The sequence below is a fragment of the Neorhizobium galegae genome (assembly GCF_017877135.1).
Lineage (GTDB): Bacteria > Pseudomonadota > Alphaproteobacteria > Rhizobiales > Rhizobiaceae > Neorhizobium > Neorhizobium galegae_A.
In genome coordinates this window covers 1,482,894-1,501,601 of record NZ_JAGIPH010000001.1, presented here as the reverse complement: position 1 = coordinate 1,501,601, position 18,708 = coordinate 1,482,894, and the positions used below count along the sequence as shown (strand labels likewise).

Sequence of the window (18,708 nt, the reverse complement as noted above, 5' to 3'; positions counted from 1 at the left end):
GTTCAGACTAACACCGCTCGGCCACCCGCCCCGCCGGCCGTCTGCGGGGCAACGAGATGACAGGCGGCAAAATCCTGGCTGCCGCGAACGGTGAGAGCCGGTTGCAACGTGCCGCATTTCTCCATCGCATGCGGGCAGCGAGACTTGAAGCTGCAACCGGCCGGAATGTCGATCGGACTTGGTGGCTCACCCTCCAGAAGACAATCCTCCGGCTGGTACCGGCGCTCTTCCAGCGTCGGCATCGCGCTCAGAAGCGCCATCGTGTAGGGGTGGCCGGGATCGAAGAACAGACGCTCGTTGTCCGCCAGTTCGAAGACCTCGCCCAGATACATCACCGCGACGCGGTTACAGACCTTCCGGACCATTGCAAGATCGTGCGAGATGAAGATGTAGGTCAGGTCGTACTCCCGCTGCAGCGTCTGAAAGAGATCGAGCAGCTTGAACTGTTCCGTCTGGTCGAGGGCCGAGAGGGTCTCGTCCATGATGAGGATTTCCGGTTGCAGCACGAGCGCGCGGGCAACATTGATGCGCTGACGCTGGCCGGCGCTGAGGCCCAGCGGCAATTCCTCGTAAAGCTCAGTCGGAAGCCCCACCTCCGCCATCACCTTCAATACCCGCGCCCGGATCGCTGCGCCGTCCTTCCAGCCATGGGTGCGCAGCGGTCCTTCCAGCATCTTGCCGACAGAGGTGCGCGGCGGCAGCGAGCCGAACGGATCCTGAAGCACCATCTGCAGCTTCTTGCGGAAGGCCAGGAGGTCCTTGCCGGCGAGCTTTGCCGTGTCGTCCGATCCGTAAAGCACCTGCCCGGCGCTCGGCAGTTCCAGCCGGCTGAGAAGACGCATCAGGGTCGACTTGCCGCATCCGGATTCACCCACGATGGCGAAGCTGTCGCCGCGCCGGATATCGAAGGTCACGTTGCGCACCGCGCGCACGTGGTTGAAGCCGCCGAAGCCGGTTTTCTTTCTGACCTTGTAGACTTGGGAGACATCCCGCAGGCTCAGAACCACATCGCGCTTGTCGTTGAGGCGCGGCAGGTCGTGCTTGCCGATCCAGATCTTCGGTGTCTGCTCGACCAGTTCCCGGGTATAGGGGGAAGCCGGGGCGGCAATCAGTCGCTCTGTTTCCTGTTCCTCGACGATGCGGCCTTGCTCCATCACGAGGATGCGGCTGCAGGCCTCGCGGGCGACGGGCAGGGAGGAGGATACGAAGAGCACAGCCGTGTCGAAGCCGTCACTCAATTCCTTCATCAGCCGTATGACCTGGGCGGCCACCGTGACATCCAGTGGCTGGGTTACATTGTCCGCGATCAGCAGAGCGGGGTTCGTGGCAAGGGCATCGACGATCAGAGCCCGCTGCATCATCCCGCCGGAAAACTGGGAGGGGTAATCATTGAAGCGGGTGCGCGCCGAAGGAATGCGCACGGCATCCAGCAGTTCTATCGTGCGCTTCTGCGCTTCGCCGCGCGACGTCCCCGGCATCACCGCGCGGATTTTCTCGACGATTTGGGCGCCAACCGGAAGCGTCGGATCGAGAGCGCCCATGGGATTGGCGCCAACATAGGCAACACGCCGTCGAAGCGCGCGCATTTCACCTTCCGCCAGGTCATAGATATCCCGGCCTTCGAAGAGAACCGTTCCGGATCGCTTAACGAGCGGGGCCTCAAGCCAGTTGACGACTGCCTTTGACAAGACCGTCTTGCCGGAACCGCTTGCGCCGACAACACCGACGATCTCCCGCGGGGCGAGAGAAAAGGAGATGCCGTCGAGGATGGTCCTTGCCTTGTCGGTTCGGCCTGCCGATACGGTCAGATCCTTCAGTTCGAGAAGCGGCTGGTTCATTGGTCCGACCCTCCGTGAATGGTGTTGCGGGCCCGTTCCAGCGAAGCGCCGACGAGGTTGATGCTGGTGAGCGTCAGCCCGAGAAAGACACCCGGCATGGTGGCGATCCACCAGGCGTTGAGCAGGTATTTCCGGCCATCGGCGATGATGTTGCCGAAAGTTGGTGTCGGCGGCTGCACGCCGAGCCCGAGGAAGCCCAGGATGGATTCGAAGATCATCATGCGGGCGACGTCCAGCACCGAGGTGAAGATCACGGGTGGCAGAAGCAGCGGCACCAGCAGGCCGAGGATGATGCGCAGATCCGTGGAGCCGCCAAGCTTTGCCGCCCGCACATATTCCCTCTGCCGTTCCGTCATCACGATGCTGCGCATGATGCGGGCATAGACGGGCCAGTTCGACAGGCCGAGCACGAGGATGATGGCGGGAATGGTGGGGCGGGAAACGCCGAGCACGGCAATCGCCAGAATGATCATCGGGATCGACAGCTGCGCATCGGTGAGCCGCATGATCAGCATGTCGATGCGGCCGCCGAAATAGCCGGCGATCGTGCCCAGCGAGCAGCCGATGATCAGTGTGACCGCAACGGAAGAGAGGCCGATGAGGAAGGAGTAGCGCAGCCCGACCAGCGACCGCACCAGCATGTCGCGCCCGATCTGGTCCGTGCCGAGCGGATGAAGCCAGCTCCACTTTTCACCCATGAACAGCGGCGGTAACAGGCGGGCGCGCACGTCCATCTTCGTCGGGTCTATGCCGCTCAGTTCCGGATAGAGAGCGGCAGCCAGTGCGAGGATCAGAAAGATCGCAAGGCCGACGCGAAAGCCGGGTGTTGCGACAGCGCGATCGACAATGCGCCGCGCAATGGAACGGGCGGCTACTTTTGGCGAAACCGGGCTGTCGAGTGTCAATGGAACGGACATCAGTATTCAAGCCTCGGATCGATGGTGGTTGCAACGAGATCGACGGCGATGTTGATCAGAACGAAAATGGCGCTGGTGACGATGGCGATGCCCTGGATGAGCGGGAAGTCGCGCTGCAGCACGGCATTGATGGTCAAAAGCCCGAGGCCCGGATAATCGAAGATGTATTCGACGATGATGACGCCGCCGAGCAGGCTCGAAAACTGCACGCCAAGCAGGTTGAGCAGGGGCACCGACGCATTGCGCAGCGCATGGTTGAAGATGATGCGGGTGCGACCGAGCCCGCGGACCCGACCGACTGCGACATAGGGCTCCATCATCTGGGTCGACACGGAACTGACGAGCGTGCGAATGAGCACCGGCGACAGTTCCACGGCCAGCACGATCGCCGGCAGGATCGTATAGGCAAAGCCCTTGTAGCCGATGGCCGGCAGCCATCCGAGTTTGACCGAAAACAGCAGCGCAAGCACGATCCCCAGCCAGAAATTCGGCAGCGAGATGAAGATCGAGGAGATGTAGAAGGCGAGCTTGTCCGGCCATCGGCCGATTGCCAGACCACCGGCTATGCCGATGATCGCCGAGAATACCAGCGCGATCACAAGCGCTACGGCTGCGAGCTGAAGGGTCATCGGCAGGGCCTCGAAGATCAGGTCGAACACCTTGGCGCGCTCGCCGCGCGTGGTGTCGTTGAAGGTAGCACCCCCGGTCGAGGCACCGTTGGCTGGACGCACGAAGGACTGGCCGAGGTCGCCGTGCACCACGCCTCCCATGTAACGACCGAACTGCACGAGGATCGGATCGCGCAGGCCCATGTCCTTGGCGATTTTCTCAATCAGGGCCTCAGGCGCCATGCCGCCGGCCATCAGGCGCACCGGGTCGCCCGGCACGACCCTCAGCAGGGTGAAGATCAGCAGGGACACGAGGAAGATGATGATGATGCCCTGAAGAAGGCGACGCAGCAGGAAATTCACGGTGAACATGTCGTCGTTCCGCTTGATGAGTCACGGGAAGACCCGCATGCCGCGCCTCTGCGGCATGCGGGTCAGCACTGTCAGGCGGCGGGCTTCGATGCGTCGATCGATCCGTCAGGATAGATGTACATGCCCTGGAAATCCTTCTGCATGGCGTGGATCATCACGGAGGTGAACAGCGATAGCGCTGGCATTTTGGCGGCGATCAGCGGCATGGTTTCTTCCTGCAGGACCTTCTGGCGGGCTTCCAGCGTCGGCGCATTGCGCTCCTTGTCGAGGCTCGCATCCAGATCCTTGTCCTCGATGCCGCAGATGCGGTGCGAGGAGGAATGGAAATGGGTGCGCAGAACCAGATCCGGCTCCGGTGAGGCGGTTGACCAGCCGCAATCGACCATGTGGCCCGGACCGCCGCCGGGACGGTGGTAAAGCTGTTCGTTCCATGCTGCCGGCTCGAGCACGGTAAGGCTAACGTTGAAGCCCTGCTCCTGCAGCATGGCCGTAATCATCTCGCCGTATTCCTTGGTTTTCGGATAGAAGCCGACCGATGTGATGTATTCGAGCGGTGGCAGTCCCTTGCCGTTCGGGAAGCCGGCCTCTGCCAGCAGCGCCTGTGCCTTTTCGGGATCGTATTTCGGATAGTTCGGCAGGTCGATGTAACCGAACTTGACGGGCGACACGAAGTTCGACGAGGCGTGACCGGCGGAGCCCATCAGTTCCATGATCATGTCGCGGTTGATGGAATGGCAGGCGGCGAGGCGGATGCGGGGATCGTTGAAGGGAGGCTTGGAGCAACGGAACCAGAGATACTTGTTTTCGACGGAGACCACCTTGTTGATGTAGATCGCCGGGTTGTCCTTGATCGAATCCACCTGTTCCGGCTCCAGCCGTTCGACGATCGACGCCTGACCGTTCATCAGCGACAGCATTCGCGTCGTCGAATCGCCGGTGAAGGTGAAATTGATGCCGGGAATGGCTGGCTTGCCCTTGAAGTAGCCTTCGAAGGCTTCCATCACCGTGTCGTTGCCGCGCTGCGCGACGAACTTGAACGGGCCGGTGCCGTTGAGGCGCTGCGACAGCGGGCCGCCCGGACCAGCCGCCACATCCTTTGCCGACATGATGGGCAGGAAGGAGGCGAGGAAGATGAAGAGATGCGCCGGATAGCCGCCCTTAGACGTATCCACGATGACGGTATAGTCGTCCGGCGTCTCGATGGTCAGCGTTTCGCTCGGGCCGGGATACCATTGCGCCGGCCGGTCGCTGCGCGATCCATACTCGAAGGTGGCCTTGACGTCCTCGGCCTTGAACGGTTTGCCGTCGTGAAAGACGATGCCCTGGCGCAGCTTGATCTGTAGGCGGTGGGGATCGAGAAGCTTGATGTCGGTTGCCAGTTCGTAGACGACGTCGCCGGGTTTCTCGAGCTTCATCGGCGTTCGCGTGAGAAAGCCCATGACGAAGCCTTCGATGTTCTTCTGCGAAAGCGTCGTATGGGCGGTCGGATCCCAGTTGCCTGTGATGTTCTCTGCCGAAAGAAAGGTCATGGTCTTGCCGGTCTGCGCGAAGGCCGACGAGATGAAGAAGTCAGGATTGATCTGCATGTATCCCGCGGCTGCGGCTGCACCGGCAGCACCTTGCAGGAAGCGACGACGATTGAATTGCGAACCCATCGAGTTCCCCTTTTTTCTGTTAAACCGCCAAATCAGTAAAAACGGTCGAAACAGTCAAAGCAAACACCGTGCCAGGGCTGTTATGCCTCTAATCCAGCATGTTTTATGGGCCAGTTTTGTGAGATTTGACCGTTTCTTGGTCGAGCAAGCATCAAATTGGTGCAGCGTGCCGTATTCGTCAGCTCTCTCTTGGTGATCGCAATTCGGCGAAACGGAGCGCGCTTGCAGAAAACATCGGGCGGGGCATAGAAACGCGGGGCCTATTGGCGGCCTGTTCAACGCGGCCGCGGCGGATGATGCACACGGGTCTTCGCAGTCTCCCGGAAACCCTTGTGACTTTTGCGCGTTTCGTCCCATACACACACGATTGAGGAGACGAGGCGATGGCAGATGATACGACGCTGACGGTTACGGCGACATTCCAGACGCGGGCGCAGGCGGACCTGGCGGTCGAGCACCTGGTGCAGCAGCACGGCATTGCAAGGCCGGACATCTTCGTCCAGGCGGTGGGCGCCGACAATACGACGGGATCAAGGCCCTCGGGCGGAGACGCGTCCCATCAGAATGGGCCGCGCGACGATGCGCCGCTTTCCGGAGAAATCGAAGTCTCTGCCGACATTGCCGAACGCGCGCTGGACACCGTGACGCGCAGCCTTGCAGACGCCGGCGCGATCCGGGTCACGGAGCGATAACCGCGTCCGCCCACGCGCCCGGCTCTGTGGCAGGATGCAGTGCACGGCACCGGTTCTGCGTCAGGCCGGTGGGAGGGCGGCGCGTGCTGCCTTGACCTTGAGCGCAGGATGAGACAAGGTTTCCAAAGGTTCAGCGTCAAGAGTTTCGCAATGATCAGGACTACGCCTTGCGCCATCCTGGCCCTCTTGACCCTGATGTTGCCCTTCCCCGTCCTTGCCGCTCCCTTGGATCGTGCGTCCGGCGCGACAGATGTGTCTGATGCCGCGAACGAGGTTGATCCGGGTCAGGGCGGGTGGATTGTCACGATCGGCGCGAGCGGTGAACTCGGCCCGAAATTTCCAGGCGCTGCCCATTATGGCGCAAGCGTCATGCCCTCCTTCGATATCCGCCGCTTTGGCGAACCGGCTGAAAATTCCGCGGCCGACGACAATATCGATTACGGTCTTTTCGATATTGCGGGCATCGAGATCGGCCCGGTGCTTGGCTTTCGCGATAGCCGCTCCACCAGCGATGACGGCCGCCTCAAGGGGCTGCGTACCCTCAACTGGGGCGTGGATGGCGGTCTCTTTGCGCAGGGCTGGCCGATTGCGGATCGGTTGCGGGTGCGCAGCGAAATTCGGCAGGCGCTCAACAATGATACCGGGCTTGTGATTGCTCTGGGCGCCGACTGGTTCCAGCCGCTAAATGACAAATGGCTGCTTTCGGCAGGCCCGCGCGCCACGTTCGGCAACCGGACCTATATGCGCAAGTATTTTGGGGTGACCGATGCGGAATCGGCGGCCAATGGCGTCCTGCCGTCCTTTCAGGCAGAAGGCGGGCTGCAATCCGTGGGCTTCGTCGTCTCGGCCTCCTATGCCGTGACGCCGGATATGACCGTTGAGTTCTACAACCGCTTCGATCGGCTGACGGGCGATGCTGCCGACAGTCCCATCACCTCTTCCTTCGGCAGCCGCAACCAGAATGTCTTCGGCATTTCCATCTCCAAGGCTTTTGCGGTTCGCTTCTGAAGCCTTGTCGTAAAACGGTTCAGGCCGAAGGGCGGCTTGCCGTTGCAATAAGCCAAGTGCCGGCAAGGATGAGCAGGCTGCCCATCCCTTGAAGGGGCTGTATGGGTTCCCCGAAGGCAAACCAGGCGGTGGCCATGATGAGCACATAGCTGACGGCCGACAGCGGAAAGGCCTTGGCCAGATCCACATGTGAAAGCACCGTCATCCAGATGCCAAAGCAGGCTATTTCCGCTCCGATCGCCGCCAGGAACCAGGGCGAGGAGAGAAGGGGCGCCAGCCAGGAGGCGCCCGTGTCAGAGGCATTCTTCGGTGCTGCATCAAGCGCGCTCAGCTTGAGCAGGATCTGCTGGAGCGCATTCAAAAACGGCACGGCAAGCCAGAGCGTCCGCATGGTGGTCACGCCGGATGCTCCTCGGTGCCATCTGCGGCAAGCCATCCGGAGACCCATCTCAGGATCACCTGCATCAGCGGATTGCGGTGGCGAAAGAAGAGCGCGTTTTCCGTCAGCTGGCTGCCGAGCCGCACCTTGTTGCGATAATAGGCCTGTCCGCTCTGGTAGCGGCTCAGCCCGTGGCGCAGGCAGTAATCAAGGTTGGTGAACCAGCTCAGATAATAGAGATTGTAGGGCCTTCCAGCCTCGGCATCCATGCAGAAGAACTTGTCGATGAGGCGGTCTTCATCGTGCACCAGAAGATTGGCGGCCAGCAGTTCGTCTCCGACGAAGTACAAAACGCAGAAGGCATTGTCCGGCATGCGCTTCAGGATACCGTCGAAATAGGCGCCCGTCAGCGCCTCGAACTGCCATTCGCTGCGCGCGCGCGTCTGGCGATAAAGTTCCATCACCCTTGGCAGGAGGGGGCCGAAATCGGTCGTGTATTCGATGCGCACGCTGTCGCGGCTGCGCAGCTTGCGGCGCATATCCTTGCGGGTGCCCGGTGAGAGAGTGGCGAGATAGGCCTCGATCGTGTCGAAATCGATGTCGAGCCAGGCCGTCGGCATGCTGTCAACCGGGCTGTAGCCGCGCGCCAGAAGTGTCGGCTGGAGGTGCGAGGGCAGGGGTAGGTCCTTGACAGCCGTGAGTGCACAGCCTTTGGCAGAGGCATGGGCCTCGAACGCGTCGAGCAGGGCGCAAAACAGGGCCGGCTGGCGCTCCGCTGCCACGCGCGGATGAAAGCCGACAAGGCCTGCCTCGGTGCAGGGCGAGCCCAGGCAGGCCAGACGAAATTTGAGAAAACCATCGACCATGCGGCGGATCCGCTCGATGGCCTGGCGGATACGGCCGGCCTCCAGCGTCGTCTCCAGAGCGTAGTGGCAGAGGAAAATGGGCATGGCGGCCAGGATCTCGCCGCCTTCCCGCACAACGACATAATGCCAGTCAAAGCCGTCGAGCCCGGCTTCCTCGACAGCCAGCAGGTAATCATAGGTCTCGATTTCACCGGCAAAGCAGGTATTCCACGCGTCGCGTCCGATCATGCGGATGCTGCTGAAGACGGCGGCTGCGGACGCTGAGGTGGCGCCTGCGAGCGGCAAGGGGGCGGCAATGTCAATTCCAAGTGCTTGACGCATGGTCTGCCTCGAAGAAATCTGCCGTCAGATCGGCCACCTGCCGGTGCTGCCGGTCGACATGGATCATGTGATAACTATCGTCGAGCCAGTGAAGCTCGCGCCTGCCGCCGAGATGGGCGGCAATATATTCGGCATGGGTCGGGCCGCTCAGATCATCCTCGCGCGAATGCAGGATGAGGGTCGGCGTACGGATTTCGGGCAGGTGTGTTTTGAGCGCTCGCCCGAGCCTGTACATCTCCACGAGGCCGCGTCCGGGAAAGCTGTCCAGCATGCCTTCACCGGTCATGCCGGCCACCATGCGGCGCATGCGGGCATCCTTGATGCCAAGCGAGGCGGTTTCTCGAAAGTTCAGCCGGTCCAGGAAGGGAATATGCGAGATCCAGCCGATATGGGGCGAGATCAGCGCGTAATGGCGCGGAACGTCCCAGCCGTCATAGTTGAAGCAGGGCGAATAGACGCCGACGGCACGGATGCGATCGGGATTGCGGTAGGCCGCCATCATCGCAAGCTTGCCGCCGACGCAGATTCCGGCCGCAAACACCGCATCGGTGCGTGCCCCAAGCCAGGCGCTTCCCGTCTCGACGCTGTCCAGCCAGTCCTGCCAGCGCGAGCGGCGCAGCACGGCAGCCGTCTCGCCGTGGCCGGCGAGCAGCGGCGCGTGGACACTGAAGCCGCGGCGATGGAATTGGCGGGCGACCAGCCGCATCTCGGCGGGCGCCCCCGTCAATCCGTGGACCAGGACGATACCCAGGCCATTGGTGCCCTCCAGGAAGAAGGAGCGTCCATCAGCCGGCATGGGGAGCTTCCTCCTGCTGGCGGTTTTCCGGCGCCATGAAGCCGAGCGCGTGGCAGGTGCTGATCACATGCGTCCCGGCCGCCTCCTGCTCCTGCCTGATCTCATCATGGAAGGCACGCAGCTTCGTCCAGTGGGTCTTTGGCCGGTAGTGATGCTCGGCATGGTAGCCATTGCCGAACCACAGCCAGTTGTAAAAGCTGTTATGGCTGCTGACACCCCAGGCGATCGGCTCGTCGGGATCACCGTTCAGATGCTCGTAATAGCCGTTGAGCGAGGAGAGGCAGTTGCCGAGATAATAGAAGGGAAGGAAGAACAGAACGGCCTTCCAGTCGACGAGGAGCGCCAGCGTCACGAAGCCCAGGAAGGAGAAGAGTTCGAACCGGCCGAACTTCGCTTCGAAGGGCCGCTTGGCTGCGATCGCCTTGTGGATGTCGCCGATATCGTCGCGGAAGAAGCTGAGGAAGGTGTAGGAGAAGACATTTTCCGGCTCGCCATTGCGGCCGTGCCGGTAGATGGACAGAAGATCCACTGTTTCACCCTTTTCGTTCGGGCGGTCGCTGTTGCCCGAGTGGTGGCGCATGTGAATCCAGTGATAGTAGACCTGCGAAAAGCCGATGGTGACGGATTCCAAGAGGCTGAAGGCATAGTTCATCCAGCGCGGCCGGAAATAGGGCGTGTGGATGAAGTTGTGGGAGATGCTGTTGATGTTCCAGGAGATCGACACGGCATAGACCGCGCCGAGCACGGCCGACAGCCAGAGCGGGCGGCTTTCAAAGCCGAGGATCAGGGTGATGTTGAAGGCAAGGTGCACAAGGGCTGCAAGCACCGGCAGGATATCCCATCTGGAATGCGCAAAGATTTTCATAGTCCCGTTGCTCCGACACAGACCACGCCGATCGTCACAAGGCCGATGCCGAGTGCGTGGCGCGGGTTGATCATTTCCTTAAAGACGAGGGCGCTCGCTGCAGCGATTGCCGCATAGCTCAGCGCCATCAGCGGAAAGGCGACCGACAGCGCCACCTTTTCCAGCACCCGTGTCCAGGCAAGCAGTTCGACGGCCCAGAACAGAATGCCAAGCCAGACGACCGGCCTTGCCAGCGCCTGGAAAAGCGTGCCTTCCGCCCCCAGTTTGAAACACAGCTCGCGCCCCGTTTCTGCAACAATGCAGAAAAGGATCAGCGACAGCGTGCCGATGGAGAGCGTCGTGGTCATGGCATCACCTCCGAGAGCACTTCGAGCAGCGCGTGGTTGGCCGCACTGTTGATGGTGCGGATGGCCTGCACGTCGCACGATCGGCGCGGCTGGTCGATCAGCACTTCGGCCTGTTTCAGCAGGCGGGTGGCGAGGCTGCCGCCATAGCCGGGCGCCGAGTAATCGCCCGTCACATCGGCGCCGATAACCCGGTGGCGCTCGCCAATCGCGCGCAACAGTTCCAGCACATAGGGCAGGCTCATCGAGCCCTGGTCCCAGTTGGTCACCGCATCGGCTGCGCAGAGCGCGTCCTTGTCGAGCGTGATGTAGACGGCTTCGGTGTCGATGCGCGACAGAAGCAGGTCGATGAAGTTCTCCTCGCCCAGATCGGCGATCGACTGCCAGTGAAGCGCACCGTCGACCTGGCGAAAGCCCGGGCCGCAGCCGTAGGTGCGGCGCACCTTGCTCGGCGCGTGCCGGTATGGGTAAAGCTCCAGCCCGCCGCCTGCCAGCAGGGACAGGTTGGCCCCCTTTTTCTCCGGTGACGTCAGATCGTCGCTGCACACGCCAAGCGTGATCACCTTCCTGACAAGAGGGTGCGCCAGCGCGCGGTTCACCCAGGATCCGCAATGCATGCCGCTCTGGAAATGCACCCAGTCCGGATGGTTGTCGATGTGGATGACCGTCACCGGTTGCGTCATTGTCTCCAGCGCTGCCGCAAGGAGCAGCGCCGTGACGTGATGAAAATCGCCGGACCCCATGAAGGAGAGCCGTGCGCCCCCGGTCCTTTTCGGCGGGGTGCGGCACAGCGCCTGCCAGAGCGCATCGAGCCCCGGCTCTCTGCCCCAAAGGCGGATGGCGCGGCCGCTGTCCTTGGCGGCGATCTCGTGCGCACCGGCCATCAGGCAGGCTTGCACGAAGCCGGGCTGCAACTCCAACGCATCATCGAGATGAAGAAGAAGGAGTTGCACCGTCCTACCTCCGTTCGGCGCGCGTCAGCAACTGGTCGAGCAGAACCAGCGCCAGATCGATCTCGGCATGGGAGATCATCAGGTTCGGGGCAAGGGTGATGACATTCTTGTGGTAGCCGCCGACATCCAGCACCAGACCATACTTGCGGCCATCCACCAGAAGATCGCCCTTCATGCCCTCGTCCGACATCCAGTCGAGCGTGGCCTTGTCCGGCGTGTAGCTGTCGGACTTGCAGATCTCCATGCGCAAAGCAAGCCCCAGCCCGTCGACCTCGCCGACGATGGCGTGGCGGCTTTGCAGATCCTTCAGGCCGTCGAGGAAGCGGGCACCTTTTTCCATCACGCCGGCGCCGAAATCCGTTTCACCCACCATCCTGAGGGTTTCGAGCGCGACAGCCGTGCCCATCGGGTTCGACGCGAAGGTCGAGTGGGTGGAGCCGGGCGGAAAGATGGTCGGGTTGATCATCTCTTCCCGGGCCCAGATGCCCGAAAGCGGGTTGAGGCCGTTGGTGATGGCCTTGCCGAAGACCAGCACGTCCGGCGATACGCCGAAATGCTCGATCGACCACAGTTTTCCGGTGCGGTAGACGCCCATCTGGATCTCGTCCACCACCAGGAGAATGCCGTGGTCGTCGAGAACCTTCTTCAGCTCCTTGAAGAAGTTCATCGGCGGAATGACATAGCCGCCAGTGCCCTGGATCGGCTCGATGTAGAAGGCGGCATATTCCGACTTGCCGGCCTTCGGATCCCAGACGCCGTTATACTCGCTCTCGAACAGGCGGGCGAATTTCTGCACGCAGGCGTGGCCGTATTCCTCCTTCGACATGCCCTTGGGGCCGCGGAAGTGGTAGGGGAACTCGATGAACTGCGCGCGCTCGCCGAAATGGCCGTAGCGGCGGCGATAGCGATAGCTCGACGTGATCGAGGTCGCCCCCAGCGTGCGGCCGTGATAGCCGCCCTCGAAGGCAAACATCAGGCTCTTGCCGCCGGTATAGTTGCGCACAAGCTTCAGCGAGTCTTCGATGGCCTGCGAGCCGCCGACGTTGAAATGCACGCGGCCCTTGTGGCCGAACTTCTCTTCCGCATCGCGCGCGATGAGCGCTGCCAGCTCCACTTTCTCGCGGTGCAGATACTGCGACGCCACCTGCGGCAGGCAATCCAGCTGGCGGTGGGCGGCCGCATTCAGGCGCTCGTTGCGATAGCCGAAATTGACCGCCGAGTACCACATCTGCAGATCAAGGAACGGCGTCTCGGTTGCATCATAGACGAAGGAGCCTTCGCAGCCGCTGAAGAATTTCGGCTTGTCCGTGTAATGGACGGTATCGCCATGGGAGCAATAGGTCTCCTCGAGATGACGCAATTCGTCTTCGCTGAGGGCGGGCACTGCCGGTTTGGCCAGTTTAAGGTTGGAGCGCATGGAAACCTCTTCTCACGCAGATTTTGCCAGGGGCCGCGCAAACGGCTGCCTGGAGGGGGTGGAAAGCATGGCGGCGACGGAGGCCTGAACATCGGCAAATCCGTCGTAGGGAATGAAGGCGATGCGCTGGCTTGCGCAGTAATCGGCGAGCTTCGCCTTGGCAAAGACAGCCGTCGCCATGCGGGACACGCAGAAATCGCTGCGCCCGTCGCCGACATAGATGCTGTGGGGCGAGGGGGAGACGACCGCGCATTTGCAGACGCCCGAGCCTGCGGCGCAATCTGCCCGCATGAAGGGAAAGGCGAGATCAAGACCGCCGGATGCCGCCGAGGCGACGAGACGGTTGGCGATGACGGGAATGTCGGGCATGCCGTGGCGCGACAGGACCCGGCGGATGAAATACGCAACCCCGTCGCTGACAATGGTGAGCGGCAGGCCATGGGCACGGCAGAAATCGCGGAAGGCAACGAAGCCTTCATCGATCTCGACCGTATCGAGAAAGGCGTCGATCGTGTCGCGCTCGGCGCGGATGAGCCGGACCTGGCGCTCCATGCACTGGGCGGAGGTAATCCTGCCGGCGGTCCATTGATCCTCGATGGCGTGCCATTCGGGCAGCGCAAACTGCTGCAGCACGAGATCGGTCACATCCTTTTTGGAAATGGTCCCGTCGAAATCGCAAAACACCTGCATCGCATTCTCCTTCTGTCGATGAAGGGTCTAGCGCGGGCTGCTGAAAGCAGGATGAGACGAAGATGAAGCGAAACTGAATTCGTCAGGACAGGATAGGGCAGCGGATTCGGCCTCCCGGGGGCCGCTCAGGCCGCGGGGATATCGAGATCGATGCGCAGGCCTGGCCCCCAGTCGGCCGCCGAAAGCGCAATGGCGATCTCCAGCCGCTGGGCGATGTCGGCCACGATCGCAAGGCCCAGGCCGGCCCCTTCTGCGGCACTTTCGCCGAGCCGGTTGAAGCGCTGGAAGGCGGCCTGGCGCTGGTCCGGGGCAATGCCGGGGCCGCTGTCCATGAGGGAAAGCCGCCAGCCCCCTTCGCGTCTCTCCAGCGAAAGCGCGATGCGGCCACCGTCCGGAGAATATTTGATCGCATTGTCGAGCAGGTTGTCGATCATGATCCGCAGGAGTGCCCGGTCGCCACGCACCGACGCCTCCGCCGGCCCGCTCAGCGAGACATCGAGATTGCGATTGTTGATGATCACGCCAAAATCGGCAATGGCTGCGGCCGCCACGTCATGAAGCGGAAGGGGTTCGAGCCGCACCGCCTGATGGCCGACGCGGGCAAGCCGCAGCAGCTGCTCGGTCATGTGCATGGCCCTCTCGTTACTGATGACGAGATCCTTCAGAAGCGCCGTGCGCTCTTCTTCGGTGTCGGCCCGCGCAAACATCTGCAGCAGAAGCTTGATGCCGGCCTGCGGTGTGCGCAGCTGATGGGCGGCAAGGTCGGAAAATCGGCGCTCCATCGTCAGCGACTGGCCAAGCTTGCGCAAGAGGTTGTTCAGGGAATGGACAACCGGGGCAAGGTCGCGCGGAAGATCGCGCGTCTCGATCATCGACAGGTCGTCGGGGGTGCGGGCGCGGATCTCCGACACCAGCTCCCGGATCCTGGCAATGCCGTTATAGATGGCAAGCCAGATGATGATGGCGATGACCGGCACCAGCACCAGCAGCGGAAAGGCCAGGTTCAAAACGATGTTTTCGACAAGCCCCTCGCGCAGGTCGATGTTTTCGGCCACTTCCATGGTGATGGTCGTATCGGGAATGGGCAGCGAATAGACCCGCCAGAGCTCACCCTGGTAGGTGACATCGGAAAAGCCGGCCTTCATCCGCTGCACCTTGGCCGGAAAGGCATTGCTGCTGGCAATCGCCAGTGCATCGTCCTTCCAGGCGCGGAAGGAATGGGCGTCGGCGTAATCGTCGGCATCCTGGTTCAGCGCCAGCTGATTGTCCATGTTGAAGTCGATATCCGGCACCTGCACCGTCGGTCTGCTGCGGCGCTCGCGCAGGAGAGGACGTTTCATCACCGACCACAGCACATTGGCATCGTTGATCAGCTGGGCATCGTAGATGTTGTCGATCTCGCGGGTGGCGCTGCGATAGGCGAGGAACCCTATGACGGCGATGGTCACCATCAGCGTCGGCAGGATGCGGAAGAACAGGCGTTGGCTGAGCGTCACGGTTGGCGCTCGACCATGTAGCCGACACCGCGGATCGAGCGGATGAAATCGGGACCCAGCTTCTTGCGCAGCGTATAGATGGTCACCTCGATCGTGTTGCTTTCGACGGAGACATCCGTGTCGTAGAGCGCGTATTCGATATCGCTTTTGGTCACGTAGCGCCCGGCCCGTTCCATCAGGAGGCGCAGCAGGTGAAACTCCTTGGCCGCCATGTGAAGCGGCACGCCGCGGCAGCGCGCCACCATGGCGGAGGGATCAAGCTCCACCTCGCCGCAGCGGATCACCGTTTCGCTGCGGCCCTGACGGCGGCGGATAAGCGCGCGCAGGCGCGCCAGCAGTTCATCGAGATCGAAAGGCTTGATCAGGTAATCGTCGGCTCCTTCGTCCAGTCCCGTCACCCGGTCGCGCACGCTGTCGAGCGCCGTCAGCATCAGGATCGGCACGTCGTCGCCGCGGGTGCGCAGGGCACGCACCACGTCGAAGCCGCTCGCCTTCGGCAGGTTGACGTCGAGAATGACGGAGCCATAGGTGCTGTCGCGCAGCGCCTCGAGCGCGGTTTCGGCGTCGCGGAACCAGTCGACGCCATAGGCATGCTTCTCGAACGCCTTTTTCAGCGACGATCCGAGAATGCGGTCGTCTTCGACAAGCAGGAGGCGCAAGGGCTCATCTCCGGGAGGTGGTTTGGCAATCTTTGCCCACGCCATTGTGGCAGAATTTATCCAATGTGCGAGTGGACGTCTTCGCAATGGCGGTGCGGGCGGGGCAAGGCGCAAGGCGTTGCAAGGGACGGAGGAATGGGCGGTGTGCCATGCGCGGTCCTGCCACAGCGTTTGTTGATTCAGATCAAGGTCTTGTCTTCACGAAAATGAGAACTCTCCCCATCAGGCGGGGTTTGTCGGCACATCGATGACACCCCTCTTCCATTGTTCGCCTCTGGGGGATGTTCAAGATGAACAATAGCGTACCGATCGTGGCGCTGACCGTGGGCGCCTTCCTGGCGCTGCTCGGTGCAGGTTTTGCCCACGATGATCTGTTTTCAGCCCATATGTGGGTGCTTTTCTTTACCCTTGCCATCTTCACGGTGGTACTTCTGCGCCGGGTGCGCTTTGCCCCGGCTGCCGTGCCCGCACCGGCAAGGTCCGGCGATGCGCCGGTCTATTTCGACGAGGTGGTCAAGTATGGCACCATCGCCACCGTCTTCTGGGGCGTTGTCGGCTTCCTCGTCGGCGTCGTCGTGGCGCTGCAGCTGGCCTTTCCGGATCTCAACTTCGGCCCCTGGTTCAATTTCGGCCGGCTGCGGCCGCTGCACACCTCGGCCGTCATCTTTGCCTTCGGCGGCAATGCGCTGATCTGTACGTCGCTCTATGTCGTGCAGCGCACCTCGCGGGTGCGGCTGTTCGGCGGTGACGGGCTCGGCTGGTTCGTGTTCTGGGGCTACCAGCTGTTCATCGTCATGGCCGCCACCGGCTATCTGCTCGGCATCACGCAGGGCCGCGAATATGCCGAGCCGGAATGGTATGTCGACATCTGGCTGACCGTCGTATGGGTCGCCTATCTCGTCGCCTTCCTCGGCACGATCCTGATGCGCAAGGAGCCGCATATCTATGTGGCCAACTGGTTCTATCTCGCCTTCATCGTGACGATTGCCATGCTGCATATCGTCAACAACCTGGCGGTTCCCGTCTCCTTCCTCGGCGTGAAGAGCTATTCGGTCTTCTCCGGCGTGCAGGATGCGCTGACGCAGTGGTGGTACGGCCATAACGCCGTCGGCTTCTTCCTGACGGCGGGCTTCCTCGGCATGATGTATTATTTCGTGCCCAAGCAGGCCGGTCGCCCGGTCTATTCCTACCGGCTGTCGATCATCCACTTCTGGGCGCTGATCTTCATGTATATCTGGGCCGGCCCCCACCACCTGCATTATACCGCGCTGCCCGACTGGGCGCAGACGCTTGGCATGGTGTTTTCCATCATGCTGTGGATGCCCTCCTGGGGCGGCATGATCAACGGCCTGATGACGCTGTCCGGCGCCTGGGACAAGATCCGCACCGATCCGATCATCCGCATGATGGTGATTGCCATTGCCTTCTACGGCATGTCGACCTTCGAAGGCCCGATGATGTCGATCAAGGCGGTCAATTCGCTCAGCCACTACACGGAATGGACCATTGGTCACGTGCATTCGGGCGCGCTCGGCTGGGTAGGTATGATCTCTTTCGGTGCGGTCTACTTCCTTGTTCCGAAACTGTGGCACCGCAACCGCCTCTACAGCCTTGCCATGGTCAACTGGCACTTCTGGCTCGCCACCCTCGGCATCGTCGTCTACGCCGCCGTCATGTGGGTGGCCGGCGTCCAGCAGGGCCTGATGTGGCGCGAGTACGATGACCAGGGCTTCCTCGTCTATTCGTTCGCCGAAGCCGTTGCCGCCATGTTCCCCTATTACGTGCTGCGGTCCGTGGGCGGGATCATGTACCTCAGCGGCGCACTGATCATGGCCTACAACATCACCATGACCATCCTCGGTTACGAGCGGCGCGAAACCCTGCCGGGCGGCGTACCGTCCGGCCTGCAGCCGGCCGAATAAGGAGCGCAACCCATGTCCATTCTCGACAAACATCAATTTATCGAGCGTAACGCCACGCTGCTCCTGGTGGGGTCCCTGCTGGTCGTGTCCATCGGCGGCATCGTGGAAATCGCGCCGCTCTTCTATCTCGAAAACACCATCGAGAAGGTGGAAGGTATGCGGCCCTATTCGCCGCTCGAACTGGCCGGACGCGACATCTACATTCGCGAGGGCTGCTATGTCTGCCACAGCCAGATGATCCGTCCGTTCCGCGACGAAGTGGAACGCTACGGGCATTACAGCCTGGCGGCGGAATCCATGTATGACCATCCGTTCCAGTGGGGCTCCAAGCGCACCGGGCCGGATCTGGCCCGCGTCGGCGACCGCTATTCCAACCAGTGGCACGTGCAGCATCTCACGCGTCCCCGCGACGTGGTGCCGGAATCGGTGATGCCGAGCTATGCCTTCCTCAAGGAAACGCCGCTCAAGATCACCGATGTCACCATGGAGCTGAAGGCCAACCGTACCGTCGGTGTGCCCTATACGGATGACATGCTCGATAATGCCAAGGCGGACCTTGCCGCCCAGGCCGATCCGAACGCCGATACGGCCGGTCTTCTGTCACGCTATCCGAAGGCCAAGGTCGGCGATTTCGACGGCGATCCGACCAAGCTCACCGAGATGGACGCACTCGTTGCCTATCTCCAGATGCTCGGCACGCTGGTCGATTTCTCCACCTATGACGACGCCACCGGTTACCGCTGAGGAGATGGGAAAATGGAAGTCTATACCGCAATGCGCCACTTCGCCGATAGCTGGGGTCTGCTCGCCATGACCCTGTTCTTCCTCGGCGCCGTGTTCCTGACCCTTCGTCCCGGCGCCAAGAGCCTCGCCGATGAAGCGGCAAAAATCCCTCTGAAGGAGGATTGAT

At 61.9% G+C, this 18,708-nt stretch carries 19 protein-coding genes; 5 read left to right on the top strand and 14 right to left on the bottom strand.

Going from position 1 to position 18,708, the window contains the following annotated elements:
* Positions 1-2: 2 nt before the first annotated feature.
* The 4 genes from J2858_RS07310 to J2858_RS07295 all read right to left on the bottom strand — a co-directional run bounded on the left by J2858_RS07310 (position 3) and on the right by J2858_RS07295 (position 5,390).
* Complete coding sequence (locus J2858_RS07310; protein ID WP_210104028.1) at positions 3-1,838, bottom strand: dipeptide ABC transporter ATP-binding protein; 1,836 nt, start codon at positions 1,836-1,838, stop codon at positions 3-5.
* Positions 1,835-2,755, bottom strand: a complete 921-nt coding sequence (locus J2858_RS07305) for an ABC transporter permease (protein ID WP_210104027.1) — start codon at positions 2,753-2,755, stop codon at positions 1,835-1,837. The genes J2858_RS07310 and J2858_RS07305 overlap by 4 nt, the downstream gene beginning before the upstream one ends.
* Positions 2,755-3,735 (bottom strand): ABC transporter permease, encoded by a 981-nt coding sequence (locus J2858_RS07300; RefSeq protein WP_210104026.1) that lies wholly within the window; start codon positions 3,733-3,735, stop codon positions 2,755-2,757. The genes J2858_RS07305 and J2858_RS07300 overlap by 1 nt, the downstream gene beginning before the upstream one ends.
* A gap of 71 nt (positions 3,736-3,806) precedes the next feature.
* Entirely contained in the window at positions 3,807-5,390 is a 1,584-nt protein-coding gene (locus tag J2858_RS07295) for an ABC transporter substrate-binding protein (RefSeq protein WP_210104025.1), read from the bottom strand.
* 383 nt (positions 5,391-5,773) lie between these two features.
* Here J2858_RS07295 and J2858_RS07290 point away from each other — a divergent pair, with 383 nt between their 5' ends.
* On the top strand, positions 5,774-6,082 hold the full coding sequence (locus tag J2858_RS07290; RefSeq protein WP_210104024.1) for a hypothetical protein: 309 nt from the start codon (positions 5,774-5,776) through the stop codon (positions 6,080-6,082).
* 150 nt (positions 6,083-6,232) lie between these two features.
* A complete protein-coding gene (locus tag J2858_RS07285) occupies positions 6,233-7,090 on the top strand; it encodes a MipA/OmpV family protein (RefSeq protein ID WP_245365563.1) in 858 nt (285 codons plus the stop codon).
* A 19-nt stretch (positions 7,091-7,109) separates the two neighbouring features.
* On the opposite strand, the gene J2858_RS07280 is transcribed toward J2858_RS07285, so the two are convergent.
* From J2858_RS07280 to J2858_RS07235, 10 genes are all read right to left on the bottom strand, one after another.
* Complete coding sequence (locus J2858_RS07280; RefSeq protein ID WP_210104170.1) at positions 7,110-7,481, bottom strand: EamA family transporter; 372 nt, start codon at positions 7,479-7,481, stop codon at positions 7,110-7,112.
* A 5-nt stretch (positions 7,482-7,486) separates the two neighbouring features.
* Positions 7,487-8,563 carry a GNAT family N-acetyltransferase gene (locus tag J2858_RS07275; RefSeq protein ID WP_245365562.1) on the bottom strand — a complete coding sequence of 359 codons (1,077 nt, stop codon included), beginning with the start codon at positions 8,561-8,563 and terminating at the stop codon, positions 7,487-7,489.
* Between the two features lie 70 nt (positions 8,564-8,633).
* Positions 8,634-9,452, bottom strand: a complete 819-nt coding sequence (locus J2858_RS07270; RefSeq protein WP_210104022.1) for an alpha/beta hydrolase — start codon at positions 9,450-9,452, stop codon at positions 8,634-8,636.
* Positions 9,442-10,317 carry a fatty acid desaturase family protein gene (locus J2858_RS07265; RefSeq protein WP_210104021.1) on the bottom strand — a complete coding sequence of 292 codons (876 nt, stop codon included), beginning with the start codon at positions 10,315-10,317 and terminating at the stop codon, positions 9,442-9,444. Before J2858_RS07265 ends, J2858_RS07270 begins: the two co-directional genes overlap by 11 nt.
* Positions 10,314-10,664, bottom strand: a complete 351-nt coding sequence (locus tag J2858_RS07260; protein WP_210104020.1) for a permease — start codon at positions 10,662-10,664, stop codon at positions 10,314-10,316. The genes J2858_RS07265 and J2858_RS07260 overlap by 4 nt, the downstream gene beginning before the upstream one ends.
* Positions 10,661-11,614, bottom strand: coding sequence for an arginase family protein (locus tag J2858_RS07255; RefSeq protein WP_210104019.1), 954 nt, complete (start codon positions 11,612-11,614; stop codon positions 10,661-10,663). The genes J2858_RS07260 and J2858_RS07255 overlap by 4 nt, the downstream gene beginning before the upstream one ends.
* 4 nt (positions 11,615-11,618) lie before the next feature.
* Positions 11,619-13,031 carry an aspartate aminotransferase family protein gene (locus J2858_RS07250; RefSeq protein ID WP_210104018.1) on the bottom strand — a complete coding sequence of 471 codons (1,413 nt, stop codon included), beginning with the start codon at positions 13,029-13,031 and terminating at the stop codon, positions 11,619-11,621.
* Between the two features lie 12 nt (positions 13,032-13,043).
* Entirely contained in the window at positions 13,044-13,721 is a 678-nt protein-coding gene (locus J2858_RS07245; RefSeq protein WP_210104017.1) for an MtnX-like HAD-IB family phosphatase, read from the bottom strand.
* Positions 13,722-13,846: 125 nt separating this feature from the next.
* Positions 13,847-15,217: a sensor histidine kinase gene (locus tag J2858_RS07240; protein WP_210104016.1), complete on the bottom strand. Its 1,371-nt coding sequence runs from the start codon at positions 15,215-15,217 to the stop codon at positions 13,847-13,849.
* Entirely contained in the window at positions 15,214-15,876 is a 663-nt protein-coding gene (locus J2858_RS07235) for a response regulator transcription factor (RefSeq protein WP_210104015.1), read from the bottom strand. Before J2858_RS07235 ends, J2858_RS07240 begins: the two co-directional genes overlap by 4 nt.
* A 290-nt stretch (positions 15,877-16,166) precedes the next feature.
* Between J2858_RS07235 and ccoN the strand changes: the two genes are divergently transcribed.
* Genes ccoN through J2858_RS07220 form a run of 3 tightly spaced genes read left to right on the top strand, consistent with a single transcriptional unit; the run spans position 16,167 to position 18,707 of the window.
* A complete protein-coding gene (gene ccoN, locus J2858_RS07230; protein WP_210104014.1) occupies positions 16,167-17,798 on the top strand; it encodes a cytochrome-c oxidase, cbb3-type subunit I in 1,632 nt (543 codons plus the stop codon).
* 12 nt (positions 17,799-17,810) lie between these two features.
* Positions 17,811-18,542, top strand: coding sequence for a cytochrome-c oxidase, cbb3-type subunit II (gene ccoO, locus J2858_RS07225; RefSeq protein ID WP_210104013.1), 732 nt, complete (start codon positions 17,811-17,813; stop codon positions 18,540-18,542).
* A 12-nt stretch (positions 18,543-18,554) separates the two neighbouring features.
* On the top strand, positions 18,555-18,707 hold the full coding sequence (locus J2858_RS07220) for a cbb3-type cytochrome c oxidase subunit 3 (protein ID WP_210104012.1): 153 nt from the start codon (positions 18,555-18,557) through the stop codon (positions 18,705-18,707).
* Position 18,708 lies beyond the last annotated feature (1 nt).

Coding starts and splice junctions, on each gene's coding strand:
- J2858_RS07310 (WP_210104028.1), bottom strand. CDS start 1,838: ATGAACCAGCCGCTTCTCGAACTGAAGGATCTGACCGTATCGGCAGGC.
- J2858_RS07305 (WP_210104027.1), bottom strand. CDS start 2,755: ATGTCCGTTCCATTGACACTCGACAGCCCGGTTTCGCCAAAAGTAGCC.
- J2858_RS07300 (WP_210104026.1), bottom strand. CDS start 3,735: ATGTTCACCGTGAATTTCCTGCTGCGTCGCCTTCTTCAGGGCATCATC.
- J2858_RS07295 (WP_210104025.1), bottom strand. CDS start 5,390: ATGGGTTCGCAATTCAATCGTCGTCGCTTCCTGCAAGGTGCTGCCGGT.
- J2858_RS07290 (WP_210104024.1), top strand. CDS start 5,774: ATGGCAGATGATACGACGCTGACGGTTACGGCGACATTCCAGACGCGG.
- J2858_RS07285 (WP_245365563.1), top strand. CDS start 6,233: ATGATCAGGACTACGCCTTGCGCCATCCTGGCCCTCTTGACCCTGATG.
- J2858_RS07280 (WP_210104170.1), bottom strand. CDS start 7,481: ATGCGGACGCTCTGGCTTGCCGTGCCGTTTTTGAATGCGCTCCAGCAG.
- J2858_RS07275 (WP_245365562.1), bottom strand. CDS start 8,563: ATGATCGGACGCGACGCGTGGAATACCTGCTTTGCCGGTGAAATCGAG.
- J2858_RS07270 (WP_210104022.1), bottom strand. CDS start 9,452: ATGCCGGCTGATGGACGCTCCTTCTTCCTGGAGGGCACCAATGGCCTG.
- J2858_RS07265 (WP_210104021.1), bottom strand. CDS start 10,317: ATGAAAATCTTTGCGCATTCCAGATGGGATATCCTGCCGGTGCTTGCA.
- J2858_RS07260 (WP_210104020.1), bottom strand. CDS start 10,664: ATGACCACGACGCTCTCCATCGGCACGCTGTCGCTGATCCTTTTCTGC.
- J2858_RS07250 (WP_210104018.1), bottom strand. CDS start 13,031: ATGCGCTCCAACCTTAAACTGGCCAAACCGGCAGTGCCCGCCCTCAGC.
- J2858_RS07245 (WP_210104017.1), bottom strand. CDS start 13,721: ATGCAGGTGTTTTGCGATTTCGACGGGACCATTTCCAAAAAGGATGTG.
- ccoN (WP_210104014.1), top strand. CDS start 16,167: ATGAACAATAGCGTACCGATCGTGGCGCTGACCGTGGGCGCCTTCCTG.
- ccoO (WP_210104013.1), top strand. CDS start 17,811: ATGTCCATTCTCGACAAACATCAATTTATCGAGCGTAACGCCACGCTG.
- J2858_RS07220 (WP_210104012.1), top strand. CDS start 18,555: ATGGAAGTCTATACCGCAATGCGCCACTTCGCCGATAGCTGGGGTCTG.